The sequence below is a fragment of the Pannonibacter sp. CBAS1226 genome (assembly GCF_055685825.1).
Map to the genome: position 1 here is coordinate 922,617 of NZ_JBVOUO010000001.1, position 16,847 is coordinate 939,463.

The 16,847-nt window shown below is 64.7% G+C and carries 17 protein-coding genes; 15 read left to right on the forward strand and 2 right to left on the reverse strand.

The window, feature by feature from the left end; all coding sequences use genetic code 11:
- Nucleotide 1: 1 nt before the first annotated feature.
- A complete protein-coding gene (locus AC0CMF_RS04180; protein WP_374628285.1) occupies nt 2–1,807 on the reverse strand; it encodes an adenine deaminase in 1,806 nt (601 codons plus the stop codon).
- A gap of 214 nt (nt 1,808–2,021) precedes the next feature.
- Between AC0CMF_RS04180 and adhP the strand changes: the two genes are divergently transcribed.
- From adhP to AC0CMF_RS04230, 10 genes are all read left to right on the forward strand, one after another.
- Entirely contained in the window at nt 2,022–3,044 is a 1,023-nt protein-coding gene (adhP, locus tag AC0CMF_RS04185; protein WP_050471594.1) for an alcohol dehydrogenase AdhP, read from the forward strand.
- A 182-nt stretch (nt 3,045–3,226) separates the two neighbouring features.
- The gene (locus AC0CMF_RS04190) at nt 3,227–4,354 is read left to right on the forward strand and encodes an AbrB family transcriptional regulator (protein ID WP_374628286.1); all 1,128 of its coding nucleotides are present in this window, start codon (nt 3,227–3,229) and stop codon (nt 4,352–4,354) included.
- 189 nt (nt 4,355–4,543) lie between these two features.
- On the forward strand, nt 4,544–5,284 hold the full coding sequence (gene phnF, locus AC0CMF_RS04195) for a phosphonate metabolism transcriptional regulator PhnF (protein ID WP_122520029.1): 741 nt from the start codon (nt 4,544–4,546) through the stop codon (nt 5,282–5,284).
- 43 nt (nt 5,285–5,327) lie between these two features.
- Nucleotides 5,328–5,798 carry a phosphonate C-P lyase system protein PhnG gene (locus AC0CMF_RS04200; RefSeq protein WP_374628287.1) on the forward strand — a complete coding sequence of 157 codons (471 nt, stop codon included), beginning with the start codon at nt 5,328–5,330 and terminating at the stop codon, nt 5,796–5,798.
- Nucleotides 5,799–5,826: 28 nt separating this feature from the next.
- Nucleotides 5,827–6,399: a phosphonate C-P lyase system protein PhnH gene (phnH, locus tag AC0CMF_RS04205; RefSeq protein WP_050471597.1), complete on the forward strand. Its 573-nt coding sequence runs from the start codon at nt 5,827–5,829 to the stop codon at nt 6,397–6,399.
- A complete protein-coding gene (locus AC0CMF_RS04210) occupies nt 6,399–7,520 on the forward strand; it encodes a carbon-phosphorus lyase complex subunit PhnI (protein ID WP_050471598.1) in 1,122 nt (373 codons plus the stop codon). The genes phnH and AC0CMF_RS04210 overlap by 1 nt, the downstream gene beginning before the upstream one ends.
- Nucleotides 7,517–8,434, forward strand: a complete 918-nt coding sequence (locus AC0CMF_RS04215; protein WP_058899927.1) for an alpha-D-ribose 1-methylphosphonate 5-phosphate C-P-lyase PhnJ — start codon at nt 7,517–7,519, stop codon at nt 8,432–8,434. The genes AC0CMF_RS04210 and AC0CMF_RS04215 overlap by 4 nt, the downstream gene beginning before the upstream one ends.
- On the forward strand, nt 8,431–9,261 hold the full coding sequence (locus tag AC0CMF_RS04220; protein ID WP_374628289.1) for an ATP-binding cassette domain-containing protein: 831 nt from the start codon (nt 8,431–8,433) through the stop codon (nt 9,259–9,261). Before AC0CMF_RS04215 ends, AC0CMF_RS04220 begins: the two co-directional genes overlap by 4 nt.
- A gap of 19 nt (nt 9,262–9,280) precedes the next feature.
- Nucleotides 9,281–10,030: a phosphonate C-P lyase system protein PhnL gene (locus tag AC0CMF_RS04225; protein ID WP_050471601.1), complete on the forward strand. Its 750-nt coding sequence runs from the start codon at nt 9,281–9,283 to the stop codon at nt 10,028–10,030.
- Nucleotides 10,017–11,189: an alpha-D-ribose 1-methylphosphonate 5-triphosphate diphosphatase gene (locus AC0CMF_RS04230; RefSeq protein ID WP_374628290.1), complete on the forward strand. Its 1,173-nt coding sequence runs from the start codon at nt 10,017–10,019 to the stop codon at nt 11,187–11,189. The genes AC0CMF_RS04225 and AC0CMF_RS04230 overlap by 14 nt, the downstream gene beginning before the upstream one ends.
- A 145-nt stretch (nt 11,190–11,334) precedes the next feature.
- Here the strand turns inward: AC0CMF_RS04230 and AC0CMF_RS04235 are convergent, their stop codons facing one another.
- Entirely contained in the window at nt 11,335–12,144 is an 810-nt protein-coding gene (locus AC0CMF_RS04235) for a class I SAM-dependent methyltransferase (RefSeq protein WP_374628291.1), read from the reverse strand.
- Between the two features lie 341 nt (nt 12,145–12,485).
- Here AC0CMF_RS04235 and phnC point away from each other — a divergent pair, with 341 nt between their 5' ends.
- The 5 genes from phnC (at nt 12,486) to AC0CMF_RS04260 (ending at nt 16,805) form a co-directional block, all read left to right on the forward strand.
- The gene (gene phnC, locus AC0CMF_RS04240) at nt 12,486–13,292 is read left to right on the forward strand and encodes a phosphonate ABC transporter ATP-binding protein (RefSeq protein ID WP_050471604.1); all 807 of its coding nucleotides are present in this window, start codon (nt 12,486–12,488) and stop codon (nt 13,290–13,292) included.
- A gap of 19 nt (nt 13,293–13,311) precedes the next feature.
- Nucleotides 13,312–14,220, forward strand: a complete 909-nt coding sequence (gene phnD, locus AC0CMF_RS04245) for a phosphonate ABC transporter substrate-binding protein (protein WP_019966221.1) — start codon at nt 13,312–13,314, stop codon at nt 14,218–14,220.
- A gap of 166 nt (nt 14,221–14,386) precedes the next feature.
- A complete protein-coding gene (gene phnE / locus AC0CMF_RS04250) occupies nt 14,387–15,298 on the forward strand; it encodes a phosphonate ABC transporter, permease protein PhnE (protein ID WP_472481034.1) in 912 nt (303 codons plus the stop codon).
- Nucleotides 15,298–16,197 (forward strand): phosphonate ABC transporter, permease protein PhnE, encoded by a 900-nt coding sequence (gene phnE / locus AC0CMF_RS04255; RefSeq protein WP_472481036.1) that lies wholly within the window; start codon nt 15,298–15,300, stop codon nt 16,195–16,197. The genes phnE (AC0CMF_RS04250) and phnE (AC0CMF_RS04255) overlap by 1 nt, the downstream gene beginning before the upstream one ends.
- The gene (locus tag AC0CMF_RS04260) at nt 16,197–16,805 is read left to right on the forward strand and encodes a DapH/DapD/GlmU-related protein (protein ID WP_472481038.1); all 609 of its coding nucleotides are present in this window, start codon (nt 16,197–16,199) and stop codon (nt 16,803–16,805) included. Before phnE (AC0CMF_RS04255) ends, AC0CMF_RS04260 begins: the two co-directional genes overlap by 1 nt.
- Nucleotides 16,806–16,847: the final 42 nt, after the last annotated feature.

Genomic DNA, 16,847 nt, shown 5'->3' on the forward strand with positions numbered 1-16,847 from the left:
GCTACTGCGCGTTCTCCATGATCAGATCGGTCATTTCAAAACGGATGACATCAACCAGCCCGAGATCGGAAATGCGCAGTTCGGGGATCACGACCAGCGCCAGCAGCGAGTGCTGCATGTAGGCGTTGTTGAGGGTGCAGCCGCAGGCAGCCATGGCCTCCACCATCGCCGCAGCCTTTGCGGCGACATCCACGGCGGGGCTGTCGGACATGAGGCCGGCGATGGGCAGTTCCACCAGCGCCAGTTCCTTGCCGTCCTTCCAGACGGTGACGCCGCCACCCACTTCGCCCAGCCGGTTGGCAGCCTTCGCCATCATCTGCCGGCTGGTGCCGACGACGATCATGTGATGGCTGTCATGGGCGACGGTCGAGGCAATCGCCATGTCTCCCGTATAGCCAAAGCCGGAGACAAAGCCGTTGACCACCTTGCCCGTGGCGCGGTGGCGCTCCACCAGCGCGATCTGGCAGACCTCGCCTTCCGCTTCCACCAGCCCGCCGGAGACGGGAAGCTCCGCCGTCAGCGCCTTGGTGGGGGCCTGATTTTCGACAACGCCGATGACGCGGGCCTTCACCGCATTGGCCCCGGCAGGCGCGGGAATGGCGAAATCGGCAGCCTCCAGCACCTTGCCGAGCCGCACCGTCTCCCGGGCGCTTTGCGGCCAGTCATAGTGCGGGCACTCCGCCAGCAGCTTGCCCCCCTGCGCCACCAGAACGCCACGGGCATAGACATCCTCGATGGGCAGATCGGCAAGACTGGAGGTGAGGATCACATCCGCCCGCCGCCCCGGCGCGATGGAGCCAAGCTCCCGCTCCAGGCCGAAGTGGGAGGCCGTGTTGATCGTGGCCATCTGCAGCGCGATCACCGGATCGCAGCCGCAGGCGATCGCATGGCGCACCACCCGGTTCATGTGGCCATCATTGACCAAGGTCCCGGAGTGGCAGTCATCGGTGCACAGGATGAAGTTGCGCGGGTCCAGCCCCTTCTGCGTCACCGCCGTGATCTGGCTTTCCACGTCGTACCAGGCCGAGCCCAGCCTCATCATGGAGCGCATGCCCTGCCGCACGCGGGCGATGGCATCGGATTCCGCCGTGCCCTCATGATCATCCGCCGCGCCGCCCGCCACATAGGCATGGAAGGGAATGCCCCGGTCGGGGCTGGCATAATGGCCGCCCACCGTCTTTCCGGCGGCCATGGTCGCGGCCATTTCGGCCAGCATCTGCGGGTCGCCATTGATGACGCCGGGATAGTTCATCATCTCGCCAAGACCGATGATGCCGGGCCAGCTCATGGCCTCGGCAACATCTTCAGCCGAAATCTCGAAGCCCGTCGTCTCCAGCCCCGGCGCGGACGGCGCGCAGGAGGGCATCTGCGTGAACATGTTGATCGGCTGGAGCAGCGATTCGTCATGCATCATCTTCACGCCCGCCAGCCCCAGCACGTTGGCGATCTCGTGCGGGTCGTGAAAGATCGTCGTGGTGCCATGGGGAATGACGGCAGCGGCGAACTCTGCCGGGATCAGCATGCCGCTCTCCACATGCATGTGGCCGTCAAGCAGCCCGGGAATGAGGAAGCGCCCGTCCGCCTCAACCACCTTCGTGCCTTCGCCGATACAGTGCGAGGCATCAGGGCCCACATAGGCAAAACGGCCCTCGCTGACCGCCACCTGCCAGCCGTCGAGGATTTCCCGGCTCTGCACGTTGACGAGCCGCCCGCCCCGGATGACGAGATCCGCAGGCGCCCGCCCCGCCGCCACCGCCACGAGCTTCGGAGCCGTTTCGGCCCAGGATTTGAAGGTGGACTGGCTCATGGCGGCAAACTCCTGAAAGAACTGACTGTTGCGCCATGGTTCGGTGCGGCGCCCCGGCTGTCAAGCCACAGACCGGCCCAAGAAACAACCGGCAATTGATCTGGCGCAAGGATGATACCGCCTCATCGCTGGCACCTTCTTGGCAAGCCGCTGCCCGGGACCTCCAGTTTCCGCGCGGTGCAGCCATTTCCTGCTGGACGGAAGGAGACAGCACATGTCTGCAAAGATGAAAGCAGCCGTCGTCAGGGCTTTCGGAGCCCCGCTCGACATCAGCGAGGTCCAGAAGCCGGAAGCAACGGCGGGCAAGATCGTCGTCAAGATGATGGCGAGCGGCGTCTGCCACACTGATCTTCATGCCGCCGAAGGCGACTGGCCGGTGAAGCCCAATCCCCCGTTCATTCCGGGCCATGAAGGCGTCGGCTACGTCTGCGAGGTCGGCTCCGGCGTCAAGGGCGTCAAGGAAGGCGACCGGGTGGGCGTTCCCTGGCTGCATTCGGCCTGCGGCCATTGCAAGCATTGCATGGGCGGCTGGGAAACCCTGTGCCACGACCAGCACAACACCGGCTACAGCGTCAACGGCGGCTTTGCCGAATATGTGCTGGCCGATCCGGACTATGTGGGCCACCTGCCCGACGGCCTCGAATTTGCCCCCGCAGCGCCCGTGCTCTGTGCCGGTGTCACGGTCTACAAGGGCCTCAAGGAAACCGAGACAAAGCCCGGCGAAACCGTGGTCATCGTCGGTGTCGGCGGCCTTGGCCACATGGCCGTGCAATATGCCCGGGCCATGGGCATGAAGGTGATTGCCGTCGATATCAGCGACGACAAGCTGAAGCTCGCCAGCAGCCTTGGCGCCGATCTGACGATCAACGCACTGACCACCGATCCTGTGGCCGAGGTGCAGAAGCTGGGCGGCGCGGAAGGCGTGCTCGTCACTGCCGTCTCCACCAAGTCCTTTGCGCAAGGCTTCGGCATGCTGGCCCGGCGCGGCACCATGGCCCTGTGCGGCCTGCCCCCCGGCGATTTCCCGCTGCCGATCTTCGACACGGTGCTCAACCGCAAGACCATTCGCGGCTCCATCGTCGGCACGCGCAATGACCTTGCCGAATCCCTCGCCTTTGCCGCCGACGGCAAGGTGAAGGCGCATTACGCCATGGACAAGCTCGACAACATCAATGCGATCTTTGACAAGATGCGCGCCGGACAGATCGACGGCCGCATTGTCATGGACATTTCCTGAAGACCCCAACCTTCAGGAGATCCCTCCGGCCGCGGGGCCGGTGCATGAAGGAAAGGCAACCGGGTTGTCTCACGGCAACAAGCTGCCTATAGTCCCGCGTGCACCGGGGCCGGAGGGTTTCTTTTCAGAAGCGAGGCTGCGGTGCGCCTCCGCCGTGACGTTCCCCGACCCGCAGCACCCCCGTGTCCCGACCAGACCCTGCCCCTGAACAGACAGGCCCGGAAGCCTCCGGCACAGAAAATGCGCGCGCCCTGACGCCGGACGTGCTGCGCCGCATTGCCTTTGGCGCGCTGCTCGGGGCTGCCGGCGGCATCCTGTTCTGGCTGGCCCATATGCCGCTGCCGTGGATGCTGGGCTCCATGCTCTTCACCATGGTGGCATCGATCTTTGGCGCACCGATCCTGCCGCCGAACCGCATCCGCCCTGCCCTTGTGGCGGTCATCGGCGTGCTGCTCGGCTCCGGCTTTTCGCCCGCCCTCATGGGACAGCTCGGCGACTGGGCCATCTCGCTCGGCCTGCTGGCGCTTTATCTCGTTATCTCCGGCGTGCTGGCCGTTCCCTTCTACATGAAGGTGGGCGGCTTTGACCGCATCACCGCCTTCTGCTCCGGCATGCCGGGCGGGCTGATGGAAATGGTCAGCCTCGGCAAGGATCTGGGCGGCGACGAGCGCAAGATCATTCTGGCGCATGCGGCCCGCATCGTCGTCACCATCAGCCTTATTTCCTTCTGGTTCCGCATCATCGAGGGCCAGAACGTGGGCACCGCCATCACCAAGGGCGGCAGCCCGTCCTGGCAGGATCTCGCCATCCTGGCGGCCTGCGGCGTCATCGGCGCCTTCGTGGCACTGAAACTGCGCCTGCCTGCTGCCACCCTCGTCGGCCCCATGCTGCTGAGCGCCGCCGTCCATGTCACCGGCATAACCACCAGCGCCCCGCCGCAGGGGCTGGTGATCGCCTGTCAGGTGCTGATGGGCACCATCATGGGCTGCCGGTTTCTGGGAGCCGGGCGGCGCGAGGTGATCCACGCCGTCTCCCTCAGCTTCGGCGCCACCTTGATGACCCTGCTGGTGACCTTGCTGTTTGCGCTCGTTTTCGGCGCCTTCATCGGCCAGACCACCTCGCAGATCGTGCTGGCCTATGCCCCCGGCGGCCTCACCGAGATGAGCCTCATCGCCCTCGCGATGAAGGCGGAAGTCGCCTATGTGGCCAGCCACCACATCACCCGCATCGTGCTGCTGATTTCCTTCGCGCCGCTGGTTCTCTCCCTGATCGACCGCCGCCCGCCCGGCCGCATCAAGCCTCGGGACTGATCCCTTCCGCCTGGCGCTCCGGTCCTGAATTGAGAAGGGCCGGCCAGACACCAGAATGCGGACGCAGCAAGGCGGTTCCTGACGGCAAAACGGGCTGGGTAAAAATTGGCGGTCCAGAAGCCTCCGCGTCACGGCCCTGTCACCTAAAGCAGCTATCACGCAATTCATTCGAATGAATTGGAGGCCTTGATGGCGCGTGAAACGTGGCAATCGATCCGGGACCGGCTTGCTGCTGATATTCTGTCTGGCAGCCTCGCGCCGGGAGCGCAACTGCCGACCGAACCGGAACTCTGTGCCGAATTTGGAGCAGGCCGCCATTCCGTGCGCCGCGCCATCGCTGCGCTGGCCGTTGAAGGCAAGCTGCGGGTTGAGCAGGGACGCGGGACCTTCGTCGAGAGCGCACCGCTCATCAACTACCAGATCGGCCACCGGACCCGTTTCCGCCAGAACCTCCTGAGCCAGGGCGTCACGCCCGCAGGCGAACAGGTCTCCGATGACGTGATCCCTGCGCCGCGCCGGGTTGCCGAAGCCCTTGAACTGCCGGCAGGCACGCCGGTCCACCGTCTGATGCGCCTTGGCCTTGCCGATGGCGTGCCGCTCAGTCTTGGTGTTGTCTATCATTCGCAGGCGCTTTTCCCCGATATGGCCGGGCAGCGCCGCGCCGGGCAATCCGTGACGGATGTCTACCGCGCGCATGGCATCACGGACTATCTGCGCAAGCGCACCACCATCTACGCCCGCCGCCCGACGGCCGAAGAAGCGCGCCTGTTGAAGCAGCACCCGGATCAGCCGGTTCTGGCCGTGACCAAAACCGATGTGGATCTGACCGGACGGCCCATCGGTTACTCGCAGGCCATCTGGGCCGCCAACCGCGTGCAATTCACCTTCGATCTTCCACCCGAAACCGGGAGCCCGGACCAGGATGACTGACACTGCCATAAACGCTGGCATTAAGACTGGCATGAGTGAGGGCATGAGTGAGGGCATGGGCCCGGCTCTTGCCTCCCCTGACGGCGGCGCCCGCGCCGGTCACGGCGCCATGCTGACCGCCCTGTCCCACGGCTGTGCGGACAAGGTGAAAGGTTTCGCCGAAAGCCTTCTGCCCTCTCTCGGCGCCATTGATGTGCTGCGCAGCCGCACCGGCCTCGTCATGCTGCCCTTCCGCGACACGGTCAAGGGCACCGACTTCCACCTCGGCGAGGTTCTGGTGGCCGAAGCCGAGGTCCGCCTGACCACCCACGGCTCGACCGGCTATGGCATGGTCACCGGCCGTGATCTTGAATGGGCCATGGCCATGGCCCTCATCGACGCTGCAGCCTCTGCCGGGATCGAGCCCGCAGCCATCAGCGCCTTCGTTGCCGAAACCATCGCAGCCAATGCCGCCCGCGACCGGCAGAGCCTTTGCGCCGTCGAGGCGACGCGCGTCGATATGGAAACCTTCTGATCCCCCTATCCCTCAAGGAGGCCCGGTCATGGGTGCCCTGCCCGCCAGTTCACATGCCCTCATCACCGCGCCGTTGCGGGGTGAGGATGAAATCCGCGACAATGCCGCCTTCGAGGCGATCCTCTGGGCGCTGAGCCGCCCCGGTGATGTGCGCCATCTGCCCGAACCCGGTACGCGCACCATCCTTCTCGCGCTCATCGACCGGGAATGCCGGGTCCATGCCGATGATCCGGTGATTGCCGGGCTCGCAGCGCAGACGGGTGCAACGCTTGCCCCGCTGCATGAGGCCTGCCACGTGTTCCTGCAACTGGACCCAGGCGCAGATACGGCCCGGCTAGCCACTCTGAAAACCGGCTCCGCACTCTACCCGGACGAGGGCGCGACCGTTGTCACCGAAGCCCGCCTGGGCGAAGGCCAGCGCCTGCGCCTGTCGGGCCCAGGCATCGAAACCACGCGCGAGATCGCCGTCGCCGGCCTGCCGCAGGGCTTTTTTGCCCTGCGCAATGACCTGTGCCGCTACCCGCTCGGCTTTGATCTCTTCATTGCCGATGGCAGCAAGGTGATGGGCCTGCCGCGCTCAACCCGGATCGAGGTGCTCTGATGGCTTATGTCGCAACCCGTGGCGGGGAAAGGGCTATTGACCAGTCCGAGAGGCTCTACAGGGCCGGAATGGGCACCATTGGCGCGGAGCGCGTGGCGGAGATCCGCCAGTCCCTGCCCTGGCTGATCGGCCGGGTCATGGGCGAGGCCTCGCTTTATGAAGAGGATCTGGCCGCGCTGGCGCTGGCCCAGTCCGGCGGCGACCTCTATGAGGCCGTGCTGCTGCTGCGGGCCTGGCGCACCACGCAACCGCGCCTTGCCATTGCCGAAACGGTGACGCAGGATCAGCTCTTCACCCACCGCCGCATCTCTGCCGCCTTCAAGGATATTCCCGGCGGCCAGATCCTTGGGCCCTCGCTCGACTATTCCCACCGGCTGCTGGCCACCGGCGTGCTGGAAGGCCGTCCCCTTGTGCCGGAGCCGGTTGAACCGGCGCCCCTGCCCGCTCCCGCCCGCCAGCCGTCTCTGGCCGCCTGGCAGAAGGCGCAGGGCCTCGTCGCCGATCCGGCGCGCGAAGAGGTGGCACCGGACGATATTCCCGACCTGACGCGCGAGCCGCTGCTGTTCCCGGCCAAGCGCGCCCACACGCTGCAAAGCCTTGCCCGGGCCGACACCGGCGGCGTTCTGGCGCTGGGCTATTCCGCCATGCGCGGCTACGGCAACGCGCATCCGACGGTCAACGAACTGCGCCTTGCGGAAGCGGAGGTGACAGTCCGTCATCCGTGCGGCACCCTGTTCAGCGCCGGACGGGTCAAGGTCTCTCAGGCCGAAGTCACCTCCAAGGGCAAGTCGGGCCAGCTTGACCTTGGCTTCTGCGCCACGCTGGGCTGGAACGAGATCAAGGTCATCGCCGGAGCGACCCTCGACCTCAACGCCCCCGATGCACCGCAGAATTCGCCGGTGAACGAGGAATTCTTCCTCTATCACACCGAACCGGTGGAGGCCTCCGGCTTCTGCATCCACTTCAAGCTGCCCCACTATGTCACCTTCCAGTCGGCGCTGGATGCCCTGCGCGACGCCAAGTCGAAGGCCGCGGGGGCAAAGACGGCACCCGATGCCGCACCCGATCCCGTATCTGGCGCCGCGCCGGAACCGGCCATCACCGGGGAGATTTCCGCATGACCAGCCTTGCCAGCCTGACCAAGCCCTGGGAGGCGTTCTCCTACGGCTTCCTGGATGCCTCCGCCAAGCGTGAACTGCGCCGCAAGATGCTGAAGGCCATCGCCGTGCCCGGCTGCCAGATGCCCTATGCCAGCCGCGAGGTGCCCATTGCCCGCGGCTGGGGAACCGGCGGCCTGCAGGTGACGCTGACGCTGCTGAAGCCGTCATCCGTCGTCAAGGTCATCGACCAGGGCGCCGATGACAGCGTCAACGCCGCTTCGATCCGCAAGTTCCTCGCCCGCGTCTCGGGCGCTGGTGAGACCTGGGACACGGGCGAAGCCACCATCCTGCAGTCCCGCCACAGGGTGCCGGAGGAAATCCTGCGGGAGGACCAGATCCTCGTCCTGCAGGTGCCGAATCCGGAACCCTTGCGCCCCGTCGAGCCGAACATGTCGGTGGCCCGGCAGATGCATGCCGATGCCGACTATGGCCGCCTCTGGCTGACCCTTTACGAGCAGATGGTCCGCTCCGGCCGCATCATGCAGGGCGCGGCCTATCCCAGCCTTGTCAACGGCCGCCATGTGATGACGCCCTCGCCGATCCCGCGCTGGGATGTGCCGAAGCTTCACATGGCGCGGCATCTGACCTTCCTTTCCGCCGGCCGCGAGAAGCGCCTTTATGCCGTGCCGCCCTATACGAAGGTGGAGCCGCTGGTCTTCTCGGATGTGCCCTACAAGGTCGAGGAGCACCAGCCACTCACCTGCCACCGCTCCGGCGTGACAGGCTATTTCATGAACGAGATCCCGCAGGACGATGGCGGCTCATCCTTCGAGGTGTCCGACAGCCATTTCGGCATCAAGGCCATCCGCCGCAGCGAAGGCGAAGCCGTCCCGGACATCGGGACCTGGTACAAGAACGGGGAGTTCCGCCCATGACCGTCCAAAGCCCTGCTCAGCGCATCGAGGCCGCGCCCCGGCTGATGACCGTTCCCCCGCTCCTCACCATGCGCGGCATTACCCGCCGCTTTGGCGGGGTCACCGCCCTCGACGGCGTTGATGCCACCGTCTATCCGGGCGAAGTTCTGGGCATCGTCGGCGAGAGCGGCTCGGGCAAGTCGACGCTGCTGCGCATGATGAACCTCGAGGACACGCCCGGCAGCGGCACCTATCACCTCAATCTGCCTGGCCCCGCCGGAGCGGATCTGACCGGCAACCTGTTCGACCTCGGCCGGTTCGAGCGCCGGATGCTCTGCGCCCGCAACATCGGCATCGTCTACCAGAACCCGCACCTCGGCCTGCTGATGCGCCACTCCTCATCGGGCAATGTGGCCGAACGGCTGCTGGTGGCCGGGGAGCGCAGCTTCAAGGTGCTGCGCGGCAAGGCAAGGGATGCACTCAACGCCTCGGAATTCCCGCTGGAGCGCATGGATGCCCGGCCCATCGAACTGTCCGGCGGCATGCAGCAGCGCGTCCAGCTGGCCAAGGCCATCGCGCTGGAACCCTCGCTGCTGCTGCTCGACGAGCCCACCACCGGCCTCGATGTCTCGGTGCAGGCGCTGGTGCTGGACACGCTGAAGCGGCTTCAGCGCGACCGCGCCATCACCATGGTCATCGTCTCGCATGATCTGGGCGTCATCCACACCATGGCAGACCGCGTCATGGTCATGCGCCGTGGCAAGGTGGTGGAACAGGGGCTTGTCGACCAGGTGTTCCAGGATCCGCAGCACGAGTACACCCAGCAGCTCGTGCAGGCCAAACTTTGACAACAAGGAACCAGTCCGCATGACCCCGCTTCTCGACGTGGAAGGTTTGTCAAAGCGCTTCCACATGTATCACCTCGACCAGGAACTGCACGCCTTCAGCGGCATTTCCTTCCGCCTTCATGCCGGTGAGTTCCTGCTGCTGCGGGGCGAAAACGGGGCTGGCAAATCCACCCTGTTGCGCACGCTCTACCGCAGCTACCTGCCGCAGGCCGGGCACATCTGGTACGCGGCCGGCGAAGGCCGCATCGACCTTGCAACAGCCGCCGATGTCGACATCACCCTGCTGCGGCGCCGCGACATCGGCTTCGTCACCCAGTTCCTGACCGCGCGCCCGCGCGTTGCCGCCGACGAGATCGTCGCCGAACCGCTGCGCCGGGCGGGCATGGCCAGAGCCGAGGCCCTTGACGAGGCACACCGCTGGCTTGAAGAATTCGGCGTGAAACGCGATCTGTGGCGCGCCTATCCCACCACGTTTTCCGGCGGCGAACAGCAGAAGGTCAACCTTGCCCGTGCGCTGATCCTGCCGCAGAAGCTCCTGCTTCTGGACGAGCCAACCGCCTCGCTCGATGCCGGTGCCCGCGCTGCACTGGTGCGGCGGCTGGCGGATCTGAAAGCCGGCGGTGTCGCCATGATCGGTGTTTTCCATCACCCGGGTGATGTGGCGGGCCTGATCGACCGGGAAATCCTCCTCACCACCCAGACTGTGCCGGAAACGGCAGTCCCCTACGCGCCTGCGGCAACCGGAGAACTTGATCATGTGGCTGTCTGACTTTCGCATTGTCACCCCGAACGAGGTGATCGAACACGGCTCCCTGCGGATCGAGGATGGCTGCATCGCCGAACTGCGCGATACTCCGGTTGCGGGCGCAGAGCTTGAGGGGAACGGCCTTCTGCTGCTGCCCGGCTTTGTCGACATGCATGGCGACATGGTGGAACGCGAAGTCGAGCCGCGCCCGAATGTGCCGATGCCGCTGGAACTGGGGCTGCGCGATCTTGACCGGCGCCTCGCCGGATCCGGTTTCACCACCGCCTATGCCGCCCTCTCCTTCAGTCCCATGTCCACCTACGGACATCTGCGCAGCTATGAACACACCAGCGCCGTGATCCGCAAGCTGAAGGCCATGCGGCACATGCTCAATGTCGATCACCGCGTCCATGCCCGGTTCGAGATCACCTTCCCCAAGGCACTCAGCGTCATCGAGGAACTGATCACGGAGGGGACCGTCGATCTCATTTCGCTCACCGACCACACGCCCGGCCAGGGCCAGTACCGCGACATCGAGCGGCACGTGCAGAAGATGGCCCGGGAAAGGGGCCTGAGCCGCGAAGAAGCGGCCGAGGCCATCGCCCGCCGCATCGAAGAGCGGACGCAGCCGGCCAGCGTTCTGACCGAAACGCTCGAAGCCATTTCCAGCCTGTGCAGGGCGCATGGTGTCGCCCTTGCCAGCCATGACGACGACACAACGGACAAGGTGGAACTGATGCATGGCCTCGGCGTGGTCATCAGCGAATTCCCGGTGACGCTGGAGGCTGCGGCCGAAGCGCGCCGCCGCGGGCTGGCCACAGCCATGGGCGCTCCCAACGCCCTGCGCGGCCAGTCCTATTCCGGCAATCTCTCGGCCCGCGAAGCCCATGCCGCCGGTCTTCTCGACATGCTGGCCTCCGACTATCACCCCTCGGCCATGCTTCCGGCCCTTCTGGAACTCGCCGGAACAGACCGGGATGGCCTTCCCGGCGCCGTGCGTCTGGCAACCCTCAACCCCGCAAAAGCCCTCGGCCTCAACGATCGCGGCTGCATCGAAGCCGGCCGCCTGGCCGACCTTGTCATTGCAGATGATACGGGCATTGGCCATGTGCGGGCCACGCTGCGCCAGGGCCGGTTCATCTACTCCGGCGGCCATCTCGGGGCATGCGCAAAGGCGGCCTGAGCCGCGCCTGCAGTGCCGCCACCTGCGGCGGCACCGTTCCTCTCATACCAAGGCTTTCGATGCTAACGCATCACGCCTTGAAAATGCTCAAGCGCCGCACGGGCTTAACCAATGCTCGATGAGTCAAGCTTATCGAGCATTGGTATCAGCCCGTTCTTGCCGGACGGGCCCGGCGCTGCGTCCAGCGCACCAGCGTGTCGAAGTGCATGTCCATCCGCGTCTCGCCCGAAAGGCCATGGGACGCGCAGATTTCCTGAAAATCCGCCATCACCCGCGACAGGCCAAGACGGCGGACAACAGTCCAGACCACTGCCCGCGTCAGATAGAAATCGATCAGCTCCCGCGCTGTAAAGGCGCGGGACCAGGGCCAGCGCCGGCTGTGCGCGGTCAGGAAACCGTCCAGTCCCGACAGTTCCTCATGGCTCGGCTCCTTGCGCTGCTCCCGGGCTTCCAGCTCCGCACTGTTGGGATAGTGTTTCCAGACATAAGCGTCGAACCCGTCAAAGATCTGCCCCGGCCTGCGCCGGTTGCGCACAACCGCCAGAATGCCGCCTGGCGACAGGATCCGCGCCGCCTCGGCGTAGAATTTCGGCCGGTCGAACCAGTGCACGGCCGAACAGGCCACCACCAGCGAGGCAAAATCCGGCGGCAGGCTCAGCTGCTCGGCCGGGGCACCGATGATCTGCACCTGCGGCGTATTGCGGAACCGGCGCATGAGCACGTGGCGCATGTCCTCTCCCGGCTCTGCCGCAATGACGCTCCAGCCATCACCAAGGCCGGTGAGCAGATCGCCCGTCGAATTGCCCGGCCCCGCCCCCACATCCACGGCCACCTTCAGCCCGGAGCGGGCCGGACAGATCCGCGCCAGATGCGCAAACACCGCAGGTGGATACCCGGGACGGCCGGCCTCATAGAACTCGGCCAGTCCCTCGAACTGATGCGTTGTCTCGATCATTGCCTTTTCCTGACGCACCGGCCCGGCAAATGGCATGGAGCCGGCGGACAGTGTGAAAATTGGTTCGAATGACTTTCCGCCGTTTACATGACAGTTCAGCGAAGGACAGATGAACCTTTCATTGCAGCAAGCCCCGGCCATCAGCCCGGCCCACAGGCTAACCTATTGGATTGATGAGTTTAAACCGGGCCTCAGCCACCTCCTGAAAGACTTTCCGCGGCGGGAACAAACTCCCTTGCCCGTAAAAGCTGCATATCCGTCACGGATACGTCACAAAGGCCCAGACGAAAATTCATTCGGATGACGTGGCGCTGTTACAGAGGGCGGGCAGTCTTCCCGTCATGGAACAGAACATCCTTTCCCTCTCCGGCCTCGGCCGCTCCTTCGGCGCCACGCGCGCTGTCGACAACGTCACGCTCTCCATTGCCCCGGGCCAGTTCGTCGGGGTGATCGGACGCTCAGGCGCAGGCAAATCCACGCTGCTGCGCCTGATCAACCGGCTGATCGACCCGAGTGAAGGGACGATCCATTTCGGCGGTCTCAATGTCGGTGCGCTGAAGGGCAAGGCCCTGCGCAGCTGGCGCCGGGACTGCGCCATGATCTTCCAGCAATTCAATCTGGTGGAGCGGCTCGACGTCCTCACCAATGTGCTGGTCGGCCGCCTTTCCGCCCACGGTTTCCTCAGTTCCATGGCGATGCAGTTCTCGGACGAGGAGCGCACGCTCGCCATCCACGCCCTTGACCGGCTTGACCTTGCCCCGCAGGCGCTGCAGCGGGCCGGAACGCTTTCCGGCGGCCAGCAGCAGCGTGTCGCCATTGCCCGTGCCCTCGTGCAGAACCCGCGCATCCTGCTCGCCGACGAGCCGATCGCAAGCCTTGACCCGGGCAATGCGACCCGCGTGATGGATGCCCTGCGCACCATCAACCGCGAGGATGGCATCACCATCCTCGTCAACCTTCACACCCTCGACACCGCCCGCACCTATTGCGACCGGATCATCGCCATGCGCTCCGGCCGGGTGATGTTCGACGGCGCGCCGCGGCTGCTCACCTGCGAAGTGATGCGCAGCATCTACGGCAGCGAGGACCTCGAGGACTTCACCGAATCCGTGACATCGACGAGCCTCAGGGTCGCGATGCCGGCCTGACCTCTCAAGGGAGACTGACATGCGTATCATTGCCGCCGCCACCGTGCTTGCCCTCGGCCTCGGTGCAACCACTGCCCACGCCCAGGACTGGAAGAACGACTACAAGGTCGTCAAATTCGGCATTCTCTCGGGCGAGAACGAAAGCGACCGCGTCTCCCGCTACACCCCCTTCAAGGACTACCTGAAGCGGACGGTGGGCGTGGATGTGGAGATCTTCACGGCCGGAAACTACGATGGCGTGATCCAGGCGCTCGCGGCCAACCAGATCGAATTCGCCTTCCTCGGCTCCTCCGCCTATGCGGCCGCCTACACGGAGTCCGAAGGCGGCATGATCCCGCTTCTGACACAGGTGCAGCAGGACGGTTCCACCGGCTATTTCTCGGTCATCGCCGTGCGCTGTGACAGCCCTTACAAGAAGATCGAGGACCTGAAGGGCAAGACGCTCGCCTTTGCCGATCCGGACAGCACCTCGGGCTACAACGTGCCCTACTACAATCTCGACAAGCAGGGCTTCAAGCCGTCCGAATTCTTTGGCGCAACGCCCTTCTCCGGCAGCCATGAAGCGGGAGTTGCCGGTGTCGCCAACGGCCAGTTCGACGCGGCCGCCACCTATATCAACAACGAGATCAACGGCATTCCGCAGCGCATGGAAGCCAAGGGCATGATCCAGAAGGGCGAGATCTGCTGGATCTGGCAGTCACCGGAAATCACCTCCGGTCCTTTTGCGGCCCGCGCCAATCTGCCGGAAGGCCTGATCACCGCAATGAAGGACGCGGTCAAGAACGTCCCCACGGCCGATCCGGTGGCCTTCAAGGAAATGTCCGGCGCCGAAAAATCCACGGCCAAGGGCTATGTCGAGGTCGACCATGACCGCTACCAGTGGATCATCGACATGCGCGACTGGTTCAAGAAGCAGCGCCGGAGCTGACATCAGCTCTGCGTGAATACGGCCAGCTCCCGGTGGGCCTTGCTCACCGGGAGCTGGCCAAGCCCATGCCGCGCTTGAGCAATGTCAGGGCGTGATGCGTCAGCATTGCAAGACCTGGGGCGGTGACGCTGGGCATTGGCAGAAAATACGCAGCAACGGACAGCTTATGACCCTTGTATCCCCGACAGTAGCGGCCTTCGAGCGGGACTATGCCGCGCAACGCAGCCGCGCCCGGCTGACTTTCCTTGTGGTCCTCGCCCTTCTTCTGGTGCTGTTTCTGGTCACGGCCGGATTTTCCGACTTCTTCAAGGTCAGCCAGATCACGCTTGCCGACGGCAGCCGCGCCGAGCGCTGGGTGCTGCTGGCCGGCCTGCCCCGGCTTGGCGAATATCTGTACAAGACCATCCCCTCCCTCTCGCCCGAAAGCCTCGGTGAAGACCTGGCCGAATGGTTCTGGCGCTGGAAGGTGTGGCTCTGGCTGCTGCTGGAAACGATCCTCATCGCCTTCATGGCCACCGTTCTGGGCCTTGCCGGCGGTTTCCTGCTGTCCTTCTTCGCTGCCCGCAACCTGACACCGGGCCCCGTCACGCTGTGGGTTTCGCGGCGGGTGCTGGAAATTGCCCGGACCGTGCCGGATCTGGTTTTTGCACTGATCTTCGTCTTCTGCTTCGGCGCAGGACCGCTGGCCGGCATGCTCGCTATCGCCTTCCACACCACGGGCTCGCTCGGAAAGCTCTATTCCGAGGTGAACGAAAACATCGACATGCGCCCGCTGGAAGGGGTGAAGGCGTCCGGCGGCAGCTGGTTCGACCAGATCCGTTATGGCGCGGTGCCGCAGGTCATGCCGAATATCATCAGCTACACGCTGCTGCGCTTCGAGATCAACGTCCGCTCCTCCTCGATCATCGGCTATGTGGGTGCAGGCGGTCTTGGACAGGAGTTCCGCACCGCCCTGTCCTATCAGGAATACACCGACCTTTCGGCCCTGTTCCTGATCATCCTGATCACCGTCACCGTGATCGACTGGCTGTCGGAAAAGCTCCGCCATCACATCATCGGCCTGGAAAGGAACGCGTGATGCAGCGCGACACCGCATATCGTCACGGCCCGGCTGCCGCCCCAGCCATCACCGCAGCCGAAATCGCCCGTGCCAGAGCCCGCCTGCCGCATGCCTTCCGCCGCCCTCCGCTGCAGCGGCTCGCCCGGCTGTGCTTCTGGCTGGCTTTCACGGCCCTGTTTGCCTGGTGCCTCCATGATTTCGATGCGTCGCCCGAACGGCTCTGGAACGGGCTGCAACGGCTTGGCCGGGTGCTGTCCTTCATGTTCCCGCCCCATATCTGGACGTCCTGGCGGGAAATGTCGGAGATCCTGACCGGCCTTGCCCAAACCCTGTCGATGGCCTTCCTCGGCACCGTGCTGGGCGCCGTCATCGCCTTTCCCCTCTCCTTCCTTGGCGCCCAGAACATCAACCGCCTCCCGTTCCTGCGCTTCGGCGTGCGGCGCGGCTTTGATATTATCCGCGCCTTCGAAACGCTGATCCTGGCGCTGATCTTCATCCGCGCCTTCGGCCTTGGCCCTCTGGCCGGAGTTCTGGCGATCGCCGTCAGCGAGATCGGCGTGCTGGCGAAACTTTACGCCGAAGCCATCGAAAACACCTCGAAGAAGCCTGTCGAAAGCGTCATCGCCTCGGGCGGCGCACCGCTGCAATCCGTCCGCTTTGGCATTCTGCCGCAGGTCCTGCCCGTGCTTCTGTCGATCACGCTCTACAATTTTGAATCCAATGTCCGCTCCGGCACGATCCTCGGCATCGTCGGCGCGGGCGGCATCGGCTTCCTGCTTTCCGACCGCATCGGCGCCTACCGCTGGGATGAGGCCTGGTCGATCATCTTCCTGATCATTGCCATGGTCTATGTCATCGACGCCCTGTCTGCAGTCATCCGCACCCGTTTCATCGGCACATACGACGGTACAAGATAATGAAGACGCTCTCCGAAGCCCCCAGCATCCACGAAACTGCAACGGTGGTTGATTGCCAGATCGGCAAATGGACCGAGATCATGGCGCATGTTTCCATGCGGGAATCGAGCCTTGGTGATTATTCCTACATCGTGAAAGGCGGCAATATCGTCTGGTCGACCATCGGCAAGTTCTGTTCGATTGCCGAAGGCGCACGCATCAATCCGGGCAACCATGCCACCTGGCGCGCCAGCCAGCACCACTTCACCTACCGCGCTGCCCAATACGGCCTCGGCGAGGACGATGCCGAGTTCTTCCAGTGGCGCAAGGATCATTGGGTCACCATCGGCCACGATGTCTGGATCGGTCATGGGGTCACGGTTCTGGCCGGGGTCACCGTCGGCACGGGTGCGGTCATTGGCGCAGGCGCCGTGGTCTCCAAGGATGTGCCGCCCTACACCATTGTCGGCGGCGTTCCGGCCCGTCCGATCAAGCGGCGTTTTTCCGAAGCTCAGGCCGAAGCCTTGCAGGCCATTGCCTGGTGGGACTGGAGCCATGACGCCCTGCGCGAAGCCCTCCCCGATATCCGCAAGCTGTCCATCGATGAATTCATCGGAAAATACCGCTGACCCGCTTACACAATGAACTCGTCTGACCGGGCAGTCAGGGCG

Coding starts and splice junctions, on each gene's coding strand:
- AC0CMF_RS04180 (WP_374628285.1), bottom strand. CDS start 1,807: ATGAGCCAGTCCACCTTCAAATCCTGGGCCGAAACGGCTCCGAAGCTC.
- adhP (WP_050471594.1), top strand. CDS start 2,022: ATGTCTGCAAAGATGAAAGCAGCCGTCGTCAGGGCTTTCGGAGCCCCG.
- phnF (WP_122520029.1), top strand. CDS start 4,544: ATGGCGCGTGAAACGTGGCAATCGATCCGGGACCGGCTTGCTGCTGAT.
- AC0CMF_RS04200 (WP_374628287.1), top strand. CDS start 5,328: ATGAGTGAGGGCATGGGCCCGGCTCTTGCCTCCCCTGACGGCGGCGCC.
- phnH (WP_050471597.1), top strand. CDS start 5,827: ATGGGTGCCCTGCCCGCCAGTTCACATGCCCTCATCACCGCGCCGTTG.
- AC0CMF_RS04210 (WP_050471598.1), top strand. CDS start 6,399: ATGGCTTATGTCGCAACCCGTGGCGGGGAAAGGGCTATTGACCAGTCC.
- AC0CMF_RS04215 (WP_058899927.1), top strand. CDS start 7,517: ATGACCAGCCTTGCCAGCCTGACCAAGCCCTGGGAGGCGTTCTCCTAC.
- AC0CMF_RS04220 (WP_374628289.1), top strand. CDS start 8,431: ATGACCGTCCAAAGCCCTGCTCAGCGCATCGAGGCCGCGCCCCGGCTG.
- AC0CMF_RS04225 (WP_050471601.1), top strand. CDS start 9,281: ATGACCCCGCTTCTCGACGTGGAAGGTTTGTCAAAGCGCTTCCACATG.
- AC0CMF_RS04230 (WP_374628290.1), top strand. CDS start 10,017: ATGTGGCTGTCTGACTTTCGCATTGTCACCCCGAACGAGGTGATCGAA.
- AC0CMF_RS04235 (WP_374628291.1), bottom strand. CDS start 12,144: ATGATCGAGACAACGCATCAGTTCGAGGGACTGGCCGAGTTCTATGAG.
- phnC (WP_050471604.1), top strand. CDS start 12,486: ATGGAACAGAACATCCTTTCCCTCTCCGGCCTCGGCCGCTCCTTCGGC.
- phnD (WP_019966221.1), top strand. CDS start 13,312: ATGCGTATCATTGCCGCCGCCACCGTGCTTGCCCTCGGCCTCGGTGCA.
- phnE (WP_472481034.1), top strand. CDS start 14,387: ATGACCCTTGTATCCCCGACAGTAGCGGCCTTCGAGCGGGACTATGCC.
- phnE (WP_472481036.1), top strand. CDS start 15,298: ATGCAGCGCGACACCGCATATCGTCACGGCCCGGCTGCCGCCCCAGCC.
- AC0CMF_RS04260 (WP_472481038.1), top strand. CDS start 16,197: ATGAAGACGCTCTCCGAAGCCCCCAGCATCCACGAAACTGCAACGGTG.